Annotated in this window: 13 protein-coding genes; 7 read left to right on the top strand and 6 right to left on the bottom strand. The window is 73.7% G+C overall.

All coding sequences use genetic code 11. The features are described from left to right. The 6 genes from gcl to aceB all read right to left on the bottom strand — a co-directional run bounded on the left by gcl (window position 1) and on the right by aceB (window position 7,686). Entirely contained in the window at window positions 1–1,794 is a 1,794-nt protein-coding gene (gene gcl / locus ROT00_RS13065) for a glyoxylate carboligase (protein WP_404775459.1), read from the bottom strand. A 53-nt stretch (window positions 1,795–1,847) separates the two neighbouring features. Further along, the gene (locus tag ROT00_RS13060; RefSeq protein WP_404775492.1) at window positions 1,848–2,729 is read right to left on the bottom strand and encodes a 2-hydroxy-3-oxopropionate reductase; all 882 of its coding nucleotides are present in this window, start codon (window positions 2,727–2,729) and stop codon (window positions 1,848–1,850) included. 91 nt (window positions 2,730–2,820) lie between these two features. Beyond that, on the bottom strand, window positions 2,821–3,606 hold the full coding sequence (locus ROT00_RS13055) for a hydroxypyruvate isomerase family protein (protein WP_404775458.1): 786 nt from the start codon (window positions 3,604–3,606) through the stop codon (window positions 2,821–2,823). Window positions 3,607–3,971: 365 nt separating this feature from the next. Then, the gene (locus tag ROT00_RS13050; protein ID WP_404775457.1) at window positions 3,972–4,784 is read right to left on the bottom strand and encodes a bifunctional allantoicase/(S)-ureidoglycine aminohydrolase; all 813 of its coding nucleotides are present in this window, start codon (window positions 4,782–4,784) and stop codon (window positions 3,972–3,974) included. Beyond that, a complete protein-coding gene (locus tag ROT00_RS13045) occupies window positions 4,781–6,085 on the bottom strand; it encodes a DUF6986 family protein (RefSeq protein WP_404775456.1) in 1,305 nt (434 codons plus the stop codon). Before ROT00_RS13045 ends, ROT00_RS13050 begins: the two co-directional genes overlap by 4 nt. Beyond that, window positions 6,085–7,686: a malate synthase A gene (gene aceB / locus ROT00_RS13040; RefSeq protein WP_404775455.1), complete on the bottom strand. Its 1,602-nt coding sequence runs from the start codon at window positions 7,684–7,686 to the stop codon at window positions 6,085–6,087. The genes ROT00_RS13045 and aceB overlap by 1 nt, the downstream gene beginning before the upstream one ends. A 328-nt stretch (window positions 7,687–8,014) precedes the next feature. On the opposite strand from aceB, the gene ROT00_RS13035 reads away from it, so the two are divergent. The 7 genes from ROT00_RS13035 (at window position 8,015) to ROT00_RS13005 (ending at window position 16,703) form a co-directional block, all read left to right on the top strand. Beyond that, entirely contained in the window at window positions 8,015–8,764 is a 750-nt protein-coding gene (locus tag ROT00_RS13035; RefSeq protein WP_404775454.1) for an IclR family transcriptional regulator, read from the top strand. Between the two features lie 353 nt (window positions 8,765–9,117). Further along, the gene (locus ROT00_RS13030) at window positions 9,118–10,755 is read left to right on the top strand and encodes a xanthine dehydrogenase small subunit (RefSeq protein ID WP_404775453.1); all 1,638 of its coding nucleotides are present in this window, start codon (window positions 9,118–9,120) and stop codon (window positions 10,753–10,755) included. Beyond that, window positions 10,752–13,130, top strand: coding sequence for a xanthine dehydrogenase molybdopterin binding subunit (xdhB, locus tag ROT00_RS13025; RefSeq protein WP_404775452.1), 2,379 nt, complete (start codon window positions 10,752–10,754; stop codon window positions 13,128–13,130). Before ROT00_RS13030 ends, xdhB begins: the two co-directional genes overlap by 4 nt. Before the next feature lie 10 nt (window positions 13,131–13,140). Beyond that, a complete protein-coding gene (gene xdhC / locus ROT00_RS13020; protein ID WP_404775451.1) occupies window positions 13,141–14,082 on the top strand; it encodes a xanthine dehydrogenase accessory protein XdhC in 942 nt (313 codons plus the stop codon). Beyond that, entirely contained in the window at window positions 14,079–14,825 is a 747-nt protein-coding gene (locus ROT00_RS13015; protein ID WP_404775450.1) for an SDR family oxidoreductase, read from the top strand. Before xdhC ends, ROT00_RS13015 begins: the two co-directional genes overlap by 4 nt. Before the next feature lie 95 nt (window positions 14,826–14,920). Continuing rightward, a complete protein-coding gene (locus tag ROT00_RS13010) occupies window positions 14,921–15,484 on the top strand; it encodes an RNA polymerase sigma factor (RefSeq protein ID WP_404775449.1) in 564 nt (187 codons plus the stop codon). Continuing rightward, complete coding sequence (locus ROT00_RS13005; protein ID WP_404775448.1) at window positions 15,474–16,703, top strand: hypothetical protein; 1,230 nt, start codon at window positions 15,474–15,476, stop codon at window positions 16,701–16,703. Before ROT00_RS13010 ends, ROT00_RS13005 begins: the two co-directional genes overlap by 11 nt. Window positions 16,704–16,731: the final 28 nt, after the last annotated feature.

Genomic DNA, 16,731 nt, shown 5'->3' with positions numbered 1-16,731 from the left:
TCAATCCTGCAACGCGAGGATGGCCGTCGGGGCGTCTTCCGCGGATTCGGCGAGGTCTTCGAACTCGTGCACCGCGTCGAGCTCGGCGCCCATCGCGATGTTCGTGACCCGCTCGAGGATCACCTCGACGACGACCGGCACCTGGAACTCGGCCATCAGCCGCTTCGCCTCGGCGAAGCCCGCGGCGAGGTCCTCGGGCCGCTCGACGCGGACCGCCTTGCAGCCGAGGCCCTCGGCCACCTTCACGTGGTCGACGCCGTAGCCGTGGGCGACGGAGCCCTCGTCGTGCGGGGTGTTCACGTTGTCGAAGGCGAGCGAGACCTGGAAGTCCATGTCGAAGGGGCGCTGCGCCTGACGGATGAGGCCGAGATAGCTGTTGTTCACGACGACGTGGATGTAGGGCAGCTGGTGCTGCGCGCCGACCGCGAGCTCCTCGATCATGAACTGGAAGTCGTAGTCGCCGGAGAGCGCGACGACCGTCTCGCCCGGCTTGCCGCGGACGACGCCGAGCGCGGCGGGGCCGGTCCAGCCGAGCGGGCCCGCCTGCGCGGCGTTGATCCACTTCCGCGGGCCGTAGACGTGCAGGAACTGCGCCCCCGCGATCTGCGAGAGCCCGATCGTGGTGACGTACGTGGTGTCGCGGCCGAAGGCGCGGTTCATCTCCTGGTAGACGCGCTGCGGCTTGATCGGCACCTCGGCGAAGTTCGTCTTGCGCTGGAGGCGCGCCTTGCGGTGCTGCGCCGAGTCCGCCCACGACGAGTAGTCGGGCAGGGTCCCGGCGGCCTTCCGCTCGCGGGCGAGCTCGAGCAGGGCGTCGATCGCCGCGCCCGCGTCGGAGACGATGCCGTAGTCGGGCGCGAACACCCGGCCGATCTGGGTCGGCTCGATGTCGACGTGCACGAAGGTGCGGCCGGCCCGGTAGGTGTCGAGCCCGCCCGTGTGCCGGTTCGCCCAGCGGTTGCCGAGGCCGAGCACGAAGTCGCTCGCGAGGAGCGTCTCGTTGCCGTAGCGGTGCGCGGTCTGGATGCCGACCATGCCCGCGTTCAGCGGGTGGTCGTCGGCGATCGCGCCCCAGCCCATGAGGGTGGGCACGACGGGGACGCCGAGGAGCTCCGCGAGCTCGACGAGCTGCTCGGAGGCGCCCGCGTTGATGACGCCGCCGCCGGCGATGAGGAGGGGCCGCTCGTGCCGGGCGAGGAGGTCGAGCGCCTTCTCGGCCTGCGCGCGGGTGGCGCGCGGCTTCACCACGGGCAGCGGCTCGTAGGTGTCGATGTCGAACTCGATCTCCGCGAGCTGCACGTCGATCGGCAGGTCGAGGAGCACGGGGCCGGGTCGGCCCGAGCGCATCAGCTGGAACGCCTGCTGGAAGGCGCCGGGCACCTGCGCGGGCTCGAGCACCGTCATCGCGAGCTTCGTGAGGGGCTTCGCGATCGAGGCGATGTCGACGGCCTGGAAGTCCTCCTTGTGCAGCTTCGCGACGGGCGCCTGGCCCGTGATGCAGAGGATCGGCAGGGAGTCGGCCCAGGCCGCGTAGAGGCCGGTGATCATGTCGGTGCCGGCCGGGCCGGAGGTGCCGATGCAGACGCCGATGTTGCCGTCGGCGGCGCGGGTGTAGCCGTCGGCCATGTGGCTCGCGCCCTCGACGTGACGGGCGAGGGTGTGCCGGATGCCGCCGTGGGCGCGCATCGCGGAGTAGAAGGGGTTGATGGCGGCGCCGGGCAGGCCGAACGCCTCGGTGGCGCCCTCGCGCTCGAGGATCAGGACGGCCGCGTCGACCGTGCGCATGCGGGTCATGGGGTGCTCCTTCCGGAGACGGTGGAGGAAGAGGATGAGGGGTCGCGCCGGCGCTACTCGCGGCCGGCGAGCTCGGCCGTGAGCTTGAACAGGCCCGAGTGGTCGAGGCCGCCGTCGCCGCGGGCGACGGTCGCCTGGACGAGCTGGGCCACGGCGGAGCCGAGCGGGACGGTGATGCCGGCCTGTCGTGCGGCGGCGGTGACGATGCCCAGGTCCTTGTTGTGGAGGGCGAGGCGGAATCCGGGGGCGAAGTCGCGGTCGAGCATCTTGCGCCCCTTCTGGTCGAGGACCTTCGAGCCGGCGAGTCCGCCGCCGAGGACCGTCAACGCGGCGTCGGTGTCGACGCCGAAGGCTTCGAGGAAGACGACCGCCTCGGCGAGCGCCTGGATGTTGACCGCGACGATGAGCTGGTTCGCGGCCTTCACGGTCTGGCCGGCGCCGGAGGGGCCGACGTGCACGATCGTGCGGCCGACGGCGTCGAGCACCGGTCGGGCGCGCTCGAAGTCCTCGGGCGAGCCGCCGACCATGATCGAGAGCACGCCGTCGATGGCGCCCTGCTCGCCCCCGGAGACCGGGGCGTCGATCGCGCCGAAGCCGGCCGCTGCGGCCTCCTCGGCGAGCTCCTTCGCGACGTCGGGGCGGATGGAGGAGGTGTCGATCCAGAGCGCCCCCGGCTTCGCGTTGGCGAAGACGCCGTCCTCGCCGCGGACGACGCCCGCGACGTCGGGCGAGTCGGGCACCATCGTGACGACGACGTCGGCGTCGCGCACGGCCTCGGCGATGCTCCCGGCGCCTGCGCCGCCGGCCTCGACGAGGGCGTCGACGGGGCCGCGGCTGCGGTTGTAGCCGATGACGTCGAAGCCCGCCCCGACGAGGTTCTTCGCCATGGGCAGGCCCATGATGCCGAGGCCGATGATCGCGATCTTGCTCATGATGGTGGTCCTTCCGCCGCGCGGTGCGTGCGTCGTGTGGTGCGTGCGTCGTGGGGGCGTGCGTCGTGGGGATGGGGCTCGCCGGCCCCGGGGCTCAGACGGCGAGCCAGGCGAAGGCGTCGGCCGCCGCGGCCTTGTACTCGAGGCCGATCGGGCCCGCGTAGCCGAGCTCGCGGCTCCGGCCGATCCAGGCGGCCAGGGGCAGCGCGCCGGTGCCGGGCGCGCCGCGGCCGGGGTCGTCGGCGATCTGGATGTGGCCGAAGGATGCCGCGTGCGCCTCGATGACGGCGGCGACGTCGTCGCCGTTCACGGCGAGGTGGTAGAAGTCGGCGAGGAGCGCGAGGTTCGCGGCATCCGGCACCCGCTCGATCGCGGCGAGCGCGTCGGCGGCGGTGAGGAGCGGATACCGCGGGGCGCCCGAGACCGGTTCGACGAGCACGGTGCCGCCGATCGCGGCGACGCCCGCCGCGGCGAGGTCGAGGTTCTCGGCGGCCGTCTCGTCCTGCGCGGCCGGGTCGACGCCGTCGAGGCGGTTGCCGTAGAGCGCGTTGAACGCGGGGGTGCCGAGGGCCTCGCCGATCGCGGCGACGGCGGCGACGTTGTCGCGGAACTCGGACTCGCGCCCCGTCCAGGAGACGAGGCCGCGGTCGCCGGCGGGCATGTCGCCGGCGAAGAAGTTCAGCCCGGTCAGCTGCACGCCGGCATCGCGGATCGCGGCGATGAAGGCGTCGGCGTCGCGGTCGGCCGGAACGGCGCCTGCGAAGGGCCACCAGAACTCGACCGCGTCGAAGCCTGCGGCCTTCGCGGCGGCGGGGCGCTCGAGGAGCGGGAGCTCGGTGAGGAGGATCGAGCAGTTCACGGTGTAGCGCGGGTCGGTCATCGTCGAGGTCCTTGCCAGTCATTTCCGTATTCCGGAATAATACTTTTGCTGTGTGAAAGCGTAGGCGAGGGTGTCGGCGGCGTCAACCCCCTGCACGAGGTCGCCGCCGGCGAGCTGCACGACGGGACGGCGGGCGCGCCGGACGGCGGCGGCGTGGGGTGAGATCCGTCGTGCACGCCGCAGAGCGGCGGTCGGAACGCGGCCGAGCCGGCTCGAGCAGCGTTCGGGGCGCGCAGCGGGCGGCCGGCCCGCGCACGACGAAGCGCCCGGCGAAGGGAGTCTGCTTCGCCGGGCGCTCCGGACGCCCCGCCCGGGAGTCACCCGGCACGGAGCTGGTCCCCGCCGCCCGAGGGCGCGGGAGTCGGTCAGGTGAGCCGGATCTGCCGGTTCACGTCCTTGTAGAGGAGGTAGCGGAACGGACCGGGCCCGCCCGCGTAGCAGGCCTGCGGGCAGAACGCCCGGAGCCACATGAAGTCGCCCGCCTCGACCTCCACCCAGTCGTCGTTCAGGCGGTAGACGGCCTTCCCCTCGAGCACGAAGAGGCCGTGCTCCATGACGTGCGTCTCGGCGAACGGGATCACCCCGCCCGGCTGGAACGTCACGATGTTCACGTGCATGTCGTGCGCGAGGTCGTCGGGATCCACGAAGCGGGTGGTCGCCCAGGCGCCGTCGGTGTCGGGCATCGGGCGCGGCGCGACATCCTGGTCCCGGGTGACGAAGGAGGCGGGCGCCGGGATGCCGTCGACCGGCTCGTAGGCCTTCCGGATCCAGTGGAAGGAGACGAGCTCCGCGCCCTCGTTCGCGATCGACCAGTCGGCGCCGGCCGCGAGGTAGGCGTAGCCGCCCTCGCCGAGCACGTGGCGCTCGCCGCCGAGCGTCAGCACGAGCTCGCCCGCGGTGACGAAGACGACGCCCTCGACGCCGGCCTCCGGCTCGGGCCGCTCGGCCCCGCCGCCGGGCGCGATCTCGACGATGAGCTGCGCGAAGGTCGTCGCGAAGCCCGCGATCGGGCGGGCGATGATCCACGAGCGGGTGCCGGTGAAGCCCGGCAGATTGCTCGTCACGATGTCGCGCAGCACCCCCTTCGGGATGACGGTGTACGCCTCCTTCACGACCGCACGGTCGGTGAGGAGCTCGGACTGCGCGGGCAGTCCGCCCGCCGGAGTGTAGTAGCTCATGCTGAGGCTCCCTGGGTCGAAGAGGCGGAGGCGGCCGCCGCGAGCCGCGGGTGCGCGAGCGCGACGAGGCCCGCCCGGTCGACGCCCGCGTCGGCGGCGACCTCCTCGGCGGAGACGGCGCCGCACTCGACGCCGCGCAGCACGAAGTCGGCGAGCGCGCGCGCCGTGGCGGGCTCGTCGAGCACCGCGCCCGGCGTCTGCTCGAGGTACGCGCGGAGCCGGGCGGCCGCGGCGGCGTAGCCCTCGCGGAAGAAGGCGTAGCTCGCGAGGTAGCGGGTGGGCAGCTGGTGCGGGTGCAGGTCCCAGCCCTGGTAGTAGCCACGCTCGAGCGAGCGCCGCACGAGCCGGGCGTGCAGCGCCCAGGCCTCGGCCGTGCGCTCGCCGATCGGCAGCACGTTCGTGGAGCCGTCGGAGAGGCGGATGCCGGTGCCCGCGACGGCGAGCTGCATGACGCCCTTCGCGAGGTCGGCGGCAGGGTGCTCCATCGACTGGTACCCGGCCGCGATCTGCAGCGAGGCGCTGTAGTCGTAGGTGCCGTAGTGCAGCCCCGTGATGCGCCCGGGCGCCGCGTGCGGCAGCTGCGCGACGGGCGAGCGGCCGTCGGCGCCGAGCACGAGCTGCGGGGTCTCGACCTGCACCTCGAAGCGGATCCGCCCCTCGGCGAGCCCGTGCACCCGCTCGAGCTCGGCGGCGAGCGCCGCCATCGTCTCGACCTGGGCGACGGTGGTCACCTTCGGCAGGGTGAGCACGAGCCCGTCGGGCAGGCCGCCGCCCTCGACGAGCGCGGTGACGAAGAGATCGAGGGTGCGGATGCCGCGCGCCCGCGTCGGGCGCTCGAAGCACTTGAAGCGGATGCCGAGGTACGGCGGCGCCGTCCCGGCGCCGACCGCCTCGAGGACCCGCCGGGCGGCGAGCACCGCGTCGGCGTCCTCCGCCTCGTCGCCGCGGTCGCCGTAGCCGTCCTCGAAGTCGAGCCGGAGGTCCTCGATGGGCTCCCGCTCGAGCTTCCGGGCGACGCGCGGCGCGAGCGAGCCCGCGAGGGCGGCGTCGAGGCCGGCGACGAGCGCGACGGCCTCGAGGCCGCCCGCGTCCTCGGCGGCGGCGAGCGCCTGCGCGCCCCAGTCCGCGGCGAGCCCGGGCGTGAAGCGGTCGGCCGGCACGTAGACGGTGTGCACGGGCTGGCGCGAGCCGTCGTCGCCCGGGTAGGCGCGGTCGAGCAGCTCGTCGGTGGCGGCGAGCCGGCGCTCGGCGTCGGCGAGCGCCGCGGCGCCGAGGGCGGTCGTGGGGCGAGCCGGGGCCATCAGCCCTCCAGCAGTTCGTAGGCGGGCAGGGTGAGGAAGTCGACGAAGCCGTCGTCGAGGCAGAGCTCCTCGACGAGGCGGGCGGCGGGCTCGTAGTAGCGGGCGAAGCGCTCGGCATCCACCTGCTCGCGGAGCGCCGCGACCTCCTCGGCGAGGGCCGTGCGGACGAGCTCCGGGGTGACGGTGCGCCCCGTGTCGGCGAGCTCGGTGCCGGTGCGGAGCTGCTGCCAGACCTGCGAGCGGGAGATCTCGGCGGTCGCGGCATCCTCCATCAGGTTGTGCAGCGCGACGGCGCCGTCGCCGGAGAGCCACACCGCGGTGTAGGCGACGGCCACCGAGAGGTTCAGCCGGAGCCCGGCCTCGGTCGCCCGGCCGGGGGCGGATGCCGCGTCGAGCAGCTCCTCGGCGGTGACCTCCACCTCGGGGCGCTGGCGGTCGAGCTGGTTCGGGCGGCTGCCGAGCACGCCGTCGAAGACCTCGCGGCAGACGGGGACGAGGTCGGGGTGCGCGACCCAGGAGCCGTCGAAGCCGTCGGCCGCCTCGCGGGACTTGTCGGCGCGCACCTTCTCGAAGGCGGCGCGGGTGACCTCGAGGTCGTTGCGGTTCGGCACGAAGGCGGCCATGCCGCCCATCGCGAAGGCCCCGCGACGGTGGCAGGTCTTCACGAGCAGCTCGGTGTACGCGCGCATGAACGGCGCCGTCATCGACACGTCGGCGCGGTCGGGGAGGGCGAAGTCCGGGCCGGCGTCGCGGAACACCTTGATGAAGCTGAACAGGTAGTCCCAGCGACCGGCGTTCAGGCCCGAGGCGTGCTCGCGGAGCTCGTACAGGATCTCGTCCATCTCGAACGCGGCGGGGATGGTCTCGATGAGCACCGTCGCCCGGACGGTGCCGCGCGGGATGCCGAGCTGCTCCTGCGCGAAGACGAACACGTCGTTCCAGAGCCGGGCCTCGAGGTGCGACTCGAGCTTCGGCAGGTAGTAGTAGGGGCCGTGGCCGTTCTCGAGGAGCGGCTTCGCCGTGTGGAAGAAGTGCAGGCCGAAGTCGACGAGCGAGCCGCTCGCCCGCTCGCCGTCGACGAGCACGTGCCGCTCGGAGAGGTGCCAGCCGCGCGGCCGGGTGACGACGGTGGGGCGCTCGACGTCGCTGCGCAGCGCGTACTGCTTGCCCTGGGGCGAGGTGTACGCGAGGGTGCCGCGGGCGGCGTCGAGGAGGTTCCGCACGCCGGCGACGACGTTGTGCCAGGTCGGGCTCGCGGCATCCTCGAGGTCGGCGAGCCAGACCTTCGCGCCGGAGTTCAGCGCGTTGATCGCCATCTTCGGCGGGGCCGCGGGGCCGGTGATCTCGACGCGGCGGTCGAGGAGGGCGGGCGGCGCCGGGGCGACGCGCCACTCGGACTCGCGCACCTCCCGGGTCTCGGGGAGGAAGTCGAGCCGGCCGGTCGCCGCGGCCTGGGCCCGCCGCTCGCCGCGTGCCGCGAGCAGCTCCAGCCGTCGCGCGGCGAAGCGGTGGTGCAGCGCCTCGACGAAGGCGAGCGCCTCGGCCGAGAGGATCTCGTCGCCGCCCTCGACGTCGCTGGGGGTGGTGATCTCGATGGTCATGCGGCTGCTGCTCCTTCGCGGCTCGACGCGGAGCTCTGACCTCCGCGGTCGCCCTCGACGCGGTCGCGTCAGGGCGGCGGGACGAGGTGCTCGCGTTCGCTCATCATCGCGTATGCGAGCGGGCCATCCCGAAAGTTTTCGCATTATGGATGTTAATGTTTGCGTAACGGAAATACAAGTCTCGAGATCGAGACAGTCCGGCCGTTTCGGCACGGGCGGCCCGGCACGGTCGCGTCGCCTCGCGGAGCCGTACGGTATCTTGTGTGCACTCGCGTTTTCCGCGATGCGGATACTCGCCCCCGAGATGCAGAACCCAAGGAGCCCCGGCATGGCCGAAGCTGAAGGCGTCAAGTCCGTCGCGCGGGTCTTCGACCTGCTCGAGCTCATCGCCGACGCGGGCGGCGACGTCACGCTGAGCGAGCTCTCCACGATGGCGGAACTGCCGCTGCCGACCATCCACCGGCTGCTGCGCACCCTCGTCTCCCTCGGCTACGCCCGCCAGCTCGCGAACCGCCGCTACGCCCTCGGCCCGCGCCTCGTGCGCCTGGGCGAGGTCGCGAACCGCCAGTTCGGCCAGCTCGCCCGCCCGCAGCTGAAGGAGCTCGTCGAGCGCCTCGGCGAGACCGCCAACCTCGCGACGCTCGACGGCGACCGCGTCATCTACGTCTCCCAGGCCCCCTCCCCGCACGCGATGCGGATGTTCACCGAGGTCGGCCGCCGCTCCTACCTGCACTCCACGGGCGTCGGCAAGGCGATCCTCGCCGAGCTCGACGACGAGCAGGTGCGCGACATCGTCGGCCGCACCGGCCTGCCAGGCGAGACCGAGCACTCGATCACGACGCTCGACGCGCTCCTCGCCGACCTCGCCGAGATCCGGAAGCGCGGGTATTCGATCGACGACGGCGAGCAGGAGATCGGCGTGCGCTGCTACGCGATGGCCGTGCCCGGCGCGCCCGTGCCGACGGCGGTCTCGGTCTCCGGGCCGATCGCGCGCGTCGACGAGGACTTCGCCGCACGGGCCATCCCCGTGCTCCGCGAGGCCGTGCGCGAGATCGCCGCCCTCGCCGCCGCGGCCTGAGCCCCGGCGCCACCCGCTCTCGCCGCTCCGCCGGAGGAGTTTCACCCCCGCGGAGGTCGATGCGCGGCGGAGCACCCTCCCGCGCCGCGAAACTCCTCCCCCGGCACAGGTCCCGCACCGCGAAACTCCTCCGCCGGAGCATCCTCTCGGACCGCCCTCTGCCGGATCGCGCCCGAGTGGCGTAGTATCCATATCCATTCTGCGAAAACCGGATTCCGGATCGTAAGAACTGCCGGTTCGGCGGGCGGTACCCTGGAGGTGTCTGCCCCTGGGCAGGCGCGGTGCGAGGTGGGGCCACCGGGGCCCCGGTGCCGCAGGCGTCGCCCTCCCCCCCGGACCCGAGGAGTTTCGATATGGAACACCACGCCGTGACCGTCAACGGGCGCTCCCGCCCCCTCGACGGCGTTCCCGCCCACGCGACCGCCCTCGACTGGCTCCGCGACACCGGCCTCACCGGAAGCAAGGAGGGCTGCGCGGAGGGCGAGTGCGGCGCCTGCGCCATGCTGCTCGCCACCCCCGCCGACGACGGCGGCACCGCCTGGACCGCGGTGAACGCCTGCCTCGTCCCCGTGCACGCCCTCAGCGGCCAGGAGCTCGTCACCGCCGAGGGCCTCGGCTCCCCCGAGGCCCTGCACCCGGTGCAGGAGAAGCTCGCCGAGGCCGGCGGCTCGCAGTGCGGCTACTGCACCCCGGGCTTCGCCTGCAGCATGGCCGGCGAGTTCTACCGCGCCGACCGCGTCGCCCAGGACGCCTCGGAGCGCGCGGGTGCCTCGGCCGCGACGGATGCCTCCACGAACACGGGCCCGGACGCCGAGCCCTGCCCCGTGCACGACGGCCGGCCGAGCGGCGCCGCCCCCGACGACCCCGAGAGCGCCGCCGACGCGGAGCACGGCCCGAACGGCTTCGACCTGCACTCGCTGAGCGGCAACCTCTGCCGCTGCACCGGCTACCGGCCCATCCGCGACGCCGCCTACACGCTCGGCTTCCCCGAGCCCGGCGACCCGCTCGCCGAGCGGCGCGCGGCTCCCGCGCCCGTCGCCGTGCCCACCGACTACGCCCACGACGGCGCCCGCTTCGTGCGTCCCGCGTCGCTCGCAGAGACGCTCGGGATCCTCCGCGACGAGCCCGACGCGCTCCTCGTCGCCGGCTCCACCGACTGGGGCGTCGAGGTGAACATCCGCGGCCGGCGCGCGCCCCTCGTCGTCGCGATCGAGCAGCTCGACGAGCTCCGCACCCTGCACGTCGGCGCCGATGTCGTCGAGATCGGCGCCGCGCTGCCGCTCTCCGAGATCGAGCGCCGCCTCGACGGCCGGGTGCCGCTCCTCGCCCAGCTCTTCCCGCAGTTCGCCTCCCGGTTGATCCGCAACCGCGGCACCATCGGCGGCAACCTCGGCACGGGCTCGCCCATCGGCGACACCCCGCCCGCCCTGCTCGCCCTCGGCGCCCGCGTCGTCCTGGCGAAGGCGGGCGACGCCGCCAGCCGGAACGGGGACAGCCGGAACGGCGACGGCCGCGCGGTCGGCGTCGTCGAGCGCGAGGTCGAGCTCGCCGAGTACTTCACCGGCTACCGGCAGACGGTGCGCGAGCCCGGCGAGCTCATCCGCGCCATCCGCATCCCGCTCCCCCTGGCGAAGCTCACCGCGTTCCACAAGATCGCCAAGCGCCGCTTCGACGACATCTCGAGCGTCGCCGTCGCGTTCGCGCTCGACGTCGACGACGCGGGCGTGATCACGTCCGCGCGGATCGGCCTCGGCGGCGTCGCCGCCACCCCGCTCCGGGCCTACGAGGCCGAGCAGGCCCTCGTCGGCGAGCCGTGGGACCTCACCACGGTGCGCGCCGCCTCGGCCGTGCTCCGCGCGACCGGCACCCCGATGAGCGACCACCGGGCGAGCGCCGACTACCGCAGCGCGATGCTCGGCACCGCCCTCCTGAAGCTGTACGCCACCTCCCGCGGCTCCAGTCGCGGCACCCGGACGGAGGTCCCGGCATGAGCGCCCTCGCCGACCGCCCCGCCGACCCGGTCGTCGGGCTCCGCGCCGCGCACGAGAGCGCCGCGCTGCACGTCACCGGCCACGCGATGTACACCGACGACCTCGCCGCGCGCGACCACGGCGTGCTCACCGCCTGGCCGGTGCAGTCGACGAACGCGCACGCGCACGTCACCATCGACGTCGCGCCGGCGTACGAGGTGCCGGGCGTCGTCCGGGTGCTCACCGTCGACGACGTGCCGGGCGTGAACGACGCCGGCATCAAGCACGACGAGCCGCTCTTCCCGAGCGAGGCGATGTTCCTCGGCCACGCCCTCGTGTGGGTGCTCGGCGAGACGCAGGAGGCCGCCCGGCTCGGTGCCGCCGCCGTGCGCGTCGAGTACGCGCCGCTGCCGTCCCACATCACCGTGCGCGACGCGATCGCCGCGGAGTCGTACCAGGGCATCGCCCGCACCGTCGCCCGCGGCGACGCGGCATCCGCCCTCGCCGACGCGCCGCGCGTCTTCTCCGGCGTCACCGAGTTCGGCGGCCAGGAGCACTTCTACCTCGAGACCCAGGCCTCCTACGCGATCCGCGACTCCGAGGGCCAGTACTTCGTGCAGTGCTCGACGCAGCACCCCTCGGAGACGCAGGAGATCGTCGCGCACGTGCTCGGCGTCCCCTCGAACGAGGTCACCGTGCAGCAGCTGCGCATGGGCGGCGGCTTCGGCGGCAAGGAGATGCAGCCGCACGGGCTCGCCGCGATCGCCGCGCTCGGCGCGAAGCTCACCGGGCGCCCGGTGCGGCTCCGGCTGAACCGCACGCAGGACATCACGATGACCGGCAAGCGGCACCCGTTCCACATCGAGTGGCGGGCGGGCTTCACGGAGGACGGCTTCATCCAGGCCCTCGAGGCCACCCTCACCGCCGACGGCGGCTGGAGCATCGACCTCTCCGAGCCGGTGCTCGGGCGGGCGCTCTGCCACCTCGACAACGCCTACTGGATCCCGAACGTGCACGCGCACGGCCGCATCGCGAAGACGAACAAGACCTCGCAGACGGCGTTCCGCGGCTTCGGCGGCCCGCAGGGCGTCTTCCTCATCGAGGACATCCTCGGCCGCGTCGCCCCCGAGCTCGGCATCGAGCCGGCGCTCCTCCGCGAGCAGAACTTCTACCGCCCGGGCCAGGCGACCCCGTACGGCCAGACGGTGAAGGACGCCGAGCGGATGCCGCGCATCTGGACCGAGCTCAAGGCGGAGAGCGACTTCGACGCCCGGCGCGCCGGGATCGCCGCGTTCAACGCCGCCCACGAGGACCGCAAGCGGGCGCTCGCGATCACGCCGATCAAGTTCGGCATCTCCTTCAACTTCGCGGCGTTCAACCAGGCCGGCGCCCTCGTGCACGTCTACAAGGACGGCTCGGTGCTGATCAACCACGGCGGCACCGAGATGGGCCAGGGCCTGCACACGAAGATGCTGCAGGTCGCGGCGACCGCGCTCGGCCTGGAGCTGCACCAGGTGCGGCTCGCGCCGACCCGCACCGACAAGGTGCCGAACACCTCCGCGACCGCGGCGAGCTCGGGCGCCGACCTGAACGGCGGCGCGGTGAAGAACGCGTGCGAGCAGATCCGCGAGCGGATGGCGAAGGTCGCCGGGCGCCTGCTCGGCGTCGACGAGCGCGACGTGCGCTTCTCCGGCGGCGTCGTCACGGGGCTCGGCAACCGGGACCAGCGGCTGAGCTTCGCCGAGGTCGCCGAGGCGGCGTACCTGCAGCGGGTGCAGCTCTGGGCCGCCGGCTACTACCGCACCGAGGGGCTGCACTGGAACCCCGACCTCATGCAGGGCTCGCCGTTCAAGTACTTCGCGTACGGCGCCGCCGCGACCGAGGTCGAGGTCGACGGCTTCACGGGCGCCTACCGGGTGCGCCGGGTCGACATCGTGCACGACGTGGGCGACTCGCTCTCGCCGATGCTCGACATCGGCCAGATCGAGGGCGCGTACGTGCAGGGCGTCGGCTGGCTGACGCTCGAGGAGCTCCGCTGGGACGAGACCGACGGTCCCGCCCGCGGGCGGCTGCTCACCCAGTCGGCGTCGACCTACAAGCTGCCGAGCTTCTCGGAGATGCCCGAGGTCTTCAACGTGCGCCTCTTCGAGGACGCCCGCGAGGAGGGCGCCGTCTACGGATCGAAGGCCGTCGGCGAGCCGCCCTTCATGCTCGCCTTCAGCGCCCGCGAGGCGCTGCGGGAGGCGGTCGGAGCCTTCGGCTCGGGCGACCGGGCGGTCGAGCTGGCGTCGCCGGCGACGCCGGAGGCCGTGTACTGGGCCGTCGAGGCGGCGCGCGCGGCGGCGGAGCCCGTGGCCGAGGCGGATGCCTCGCGCGAGCTCGTCGGCGCGGACTGACGGGACCGGGATGGACTGGCTCGAAGCGCTGCAGCGGCTCCGCGAGGCGCGGACGCCCGCGGTCATCGTCACGATGGCGATGGTCCGCGGGCATGCGCCGCGGAACGGCGGCGCGAAGATGGTCGTGTCCGCCGACGCCCTCTTCGGCACCGTCGGCGGCGGCAACCTCGAGGCGACGGCGGTGCGGCGGGCGCGGGAGCTCCTCGCCGCCGGCGCGGCCGAGCCCGAGCTGCTCACGCTGACCCTGAGCGACAAGGCGAACGCCGAGTACGGCGTGCAGTGCTGCGGAGGAGAGGTCACGATGCTCCTGGAACCGGTCCGCACGGTGCCCGCGGTCGCCGTCTTCGGCGTCGGGCACGTCGGCCTCGAGCTCGCGCGGGTGCTGGCGCGGCATCCGCTCGAGCTCGATCTCGTCGACTCCCGGCCGGAGATGCTCGCGCCGGAGCGCCTCGGCGAGCCGGGCCGGAGCGGTCCGCTCGCCGACACCGTCGCCGAGGTGCGGGTGCACCACGCCCCCGTGCCGGAGGCCGCGCTCGCGGAGCTGCCGCCCGGGACGCACGTGCTCGTGATGACCCACGACCACGTCGAGGACCTCGCGATCGTCGAGACCGCCCTGCGCACACCGGGGCTCGGCTCGATCGGGCTCATCGGCTCGCGTTCGAAGTGGGCGAGGTTCCGCGGCAAGCTGCGCGAGCTCGGGCACGACGACGCGGCGCTCGCGCGGGTCACGACGCCCATCGGCATAGCGGGCATCGGCTCGAAGCTGCCCGCCGCGATCGCCGTGAGCGTCGCGGCGCGCGTGCTGCAGCTCATCGAGGACGCGGAGCGCCCGGGTGAGGCCAGGGATGCCGCGGACGAGACGGATGAGGCGGCTGCCCCGGGGGTGGATGCCCCGGGCGGGGCTGCTGCCCCGGGCGGGGCGGATGCGTCCGGCGCGACGGGCGCCGGATGAGCGGCCCCCGCTCCGCCCTCGTCACGGGAGCCGGCAGCGGCATCGGCCGCGCCTGCGCCCGCGCCCTGCTCGACGCCGGCTGGAACGTCACGCTCGCCGGGCGGCGGCGGGCGCCCCTCGAGGAGACCGCCGCGGGCGCCGCGACGGCGCTCGTCGTGGTCGCCGACGTCACCGACCCGGACGACGTCGCACGCCTCTTCGCCCGGCACGACGAACGGTTCGGCCGCCTCGACCTGCTCTTCAACAACGCCGGCACCTTCGGCCCGACGGCCGACGTCGGTGGGCTCGACGAGGCGGACTGGGCGGCGACGCTCGCGGTGAACGTGACCGCCGCCGTGCGCTGCGCCGGGGCCGCGTTCCGCCGGATGGCGGCGCAGGAGCCGCCCGGCGGCCGCATCGTGAACAACGGCTCCGTCTCCGCGCAGGTACCGCGTCCGCGCTCGGCGGCCTACACGACGACGAAGCACGCGATCGCGGGGCTCTCGAAGTCGATCGAGCTCGACGGGCGCGCGCACGGCATCGTCTGCACCGAGCTCGACCTCGGCAACGCCCGCACCGAACTCGTCGACGGGCTCGTCGGCGCCGGCGCGCTGCAGGCCGACGGCCGGCGGATCGTCGAACCGACGATGGCCGCCGAGGACGTCGCCCGGCTGTTCCTCGCCCTCGCCGAGCTGCCGCTCTCGGTGAGCGTGCCGCAGCTCACCGCCACCGCGGCGGGCATGCCGTTCATCGGCCGCGGCTGAGCGGGCCGGGGCATCTGCCCGCGGCACCGAGTCGATCTCGGTCGAGCGTGTCACCTTTCGCGATTCCGCGACATTCCTATGGTGAGGGGGTGCACGTGGACGGGACGGATCCGAGCGACGCGGAGTTGCTCAGTCGGCTGCGCGCCGGCGACCGGCACGCACTGGCGGCCGTGTTCGATCGGCATGCCGCCGCGGTGACGCGCTACGCCTGGGCGTTGGCTGCGAGCCGGATGGATGTCGAAGAGATCGTGCAGGACACGTTCGTGACGCTGTGGCGGAAGACGGAGCAGATCGCGATCGCCGACAGCTCGGTGCTGCCGTGGCTGCTCGTGACCTGCCGGAACCTCGCCCGCAACGCCGTCCGCAAGTCGGCCCGCGCGAGCGCCGACGAGCTCGACGACTCGATCGCCCCGCGCGGGATCGAGGCCCTCCGCGAGCACGACCGCGAGGAGTCCGTGCGCGACGAGCTGCGCTGGGTGCTCGCCGAGATCGAACGGCTGGAGCCGCTCGACCGGCGCATCTGCGAGCTCTGCCTCCTCGAGGGCGTCTCCTACGCGGAGGCGGCCGAGCTCCTCGGCCTGAGCGTCGGCGCCCTGAAGCAACGGGTGTCCCGGAACCGGGCACGACTGCGGAAGGCGGTGACGAGCGATGAGGTCTGATCCCCCCACCGGAGACGAGCTGGCTCGCCTCCTCGAATCGATGAAGGCGCAGGTGCTCGAGCGCACCGCCGACGAGCCCGCCCCGGCGAGCCGCGGGCCGATCGCGAAGCGCGTCACCGGCATCGTGCTCGGCATCGCCGCGCTCCTCGGCATCGGCGCCGGGGCGGCCTTCGCCTTCGGCGTCCTGCCCGGCGGCGAGCCCGCCCCGAGCGCACCGCCCCGGGCGACGGCGGTGGCCGCACCGAGCCCGACGACGAGCGTGCCCCCGGTCGAGTACGAGGTGACCCCCGGGCCGCCGCCCGGTCCGGTGCAGCCGGCGAGCGCGTACCCGATCGGCTGCGCGGATCTGGCGCCGCGCGAGCTGGTCGCCGGGCTGTTCGCCGAGCCGGTCGAGGCGGTCGATCCGCTGGTCGAGGCGTCGGGCGTGGGGATCTCGATCCCCCGGACCACCTGGGTGCTCGACCTGGGCGGGCTCGACTGCACCTGGTCGAACGGAGTCGCGTACAACGATCAGTACGGAGATGTCCCGGACTACCGCGGAGTCTCCGTCACGGTGGTACCGCAACCGGACGGCGGGTGGAGCGAACTCGCCGCGCTTCGGAGCCAGCCCCGACTGTTCACCAGCTGCAGCACGGACTACTGCTCGGCGACGACGGAGACCGAAGGGTCCTGGATCGAGTTCCAGGGGGTCCGCATCGATGCCGCCGGTTGGCCGGGCTTCGTCGACACGGTCACCGCGGCCATCTCCGAGGCCGCGGCCCCGTCGACGCCGCCCCAGGGGTATGCGGGGACGCTGTTCGACTGCTCCGCGTTCCCCTCGGTCGATGCGATCGCGGCGGCAACCGGAGCCGAGGGAGTCGTCGAAGGTGACGTCTCCGGTGGCGGAGGAGGCGGCTGGAGCGCTTGGGCGGAAGCTTGGTACCACTCCGGCGACCTGTCCTGCCAGTGGTCGACGAGCGATCGATCGCTCGCTTCGGCCGCTCGGGTCACCGACGGCCGCTGGGCCTACGAGCGGATGCTCCTCGCGGGTCGTTCCGAGCCGGTGTCGATCGCCGGGCTCGCCGCCGGCGACGAAGCCACGCTGCGCTGCGATGATCGCTTCGGCAACGCCTGCGCGGTCGACCTCGCGATCGGCGACGACTGGCTGAACGTGTACGGGCGCGACCGCGCGACGGCGATCGCGGTCGCCGAAGCCGTGGTCGCGCATCGGGCGGGCTGAGCGCGGAGGCACGGGTCGCGCCGAGGCA

Source organism: Agromyces mediolanus (assembly GCF_044917495.1).
GTDB classification, from domain to species: Bacteria; Actinomycetota; Actinomycetes; order Actinomycetales; family Microbacteriaceae; genus Agromyces; species Agromyces mediolanus_B.
Note: the sequence above shows the minus strand (reverse complement) of the source record. Positions and strands in the feature narration are given on the sequence as shown.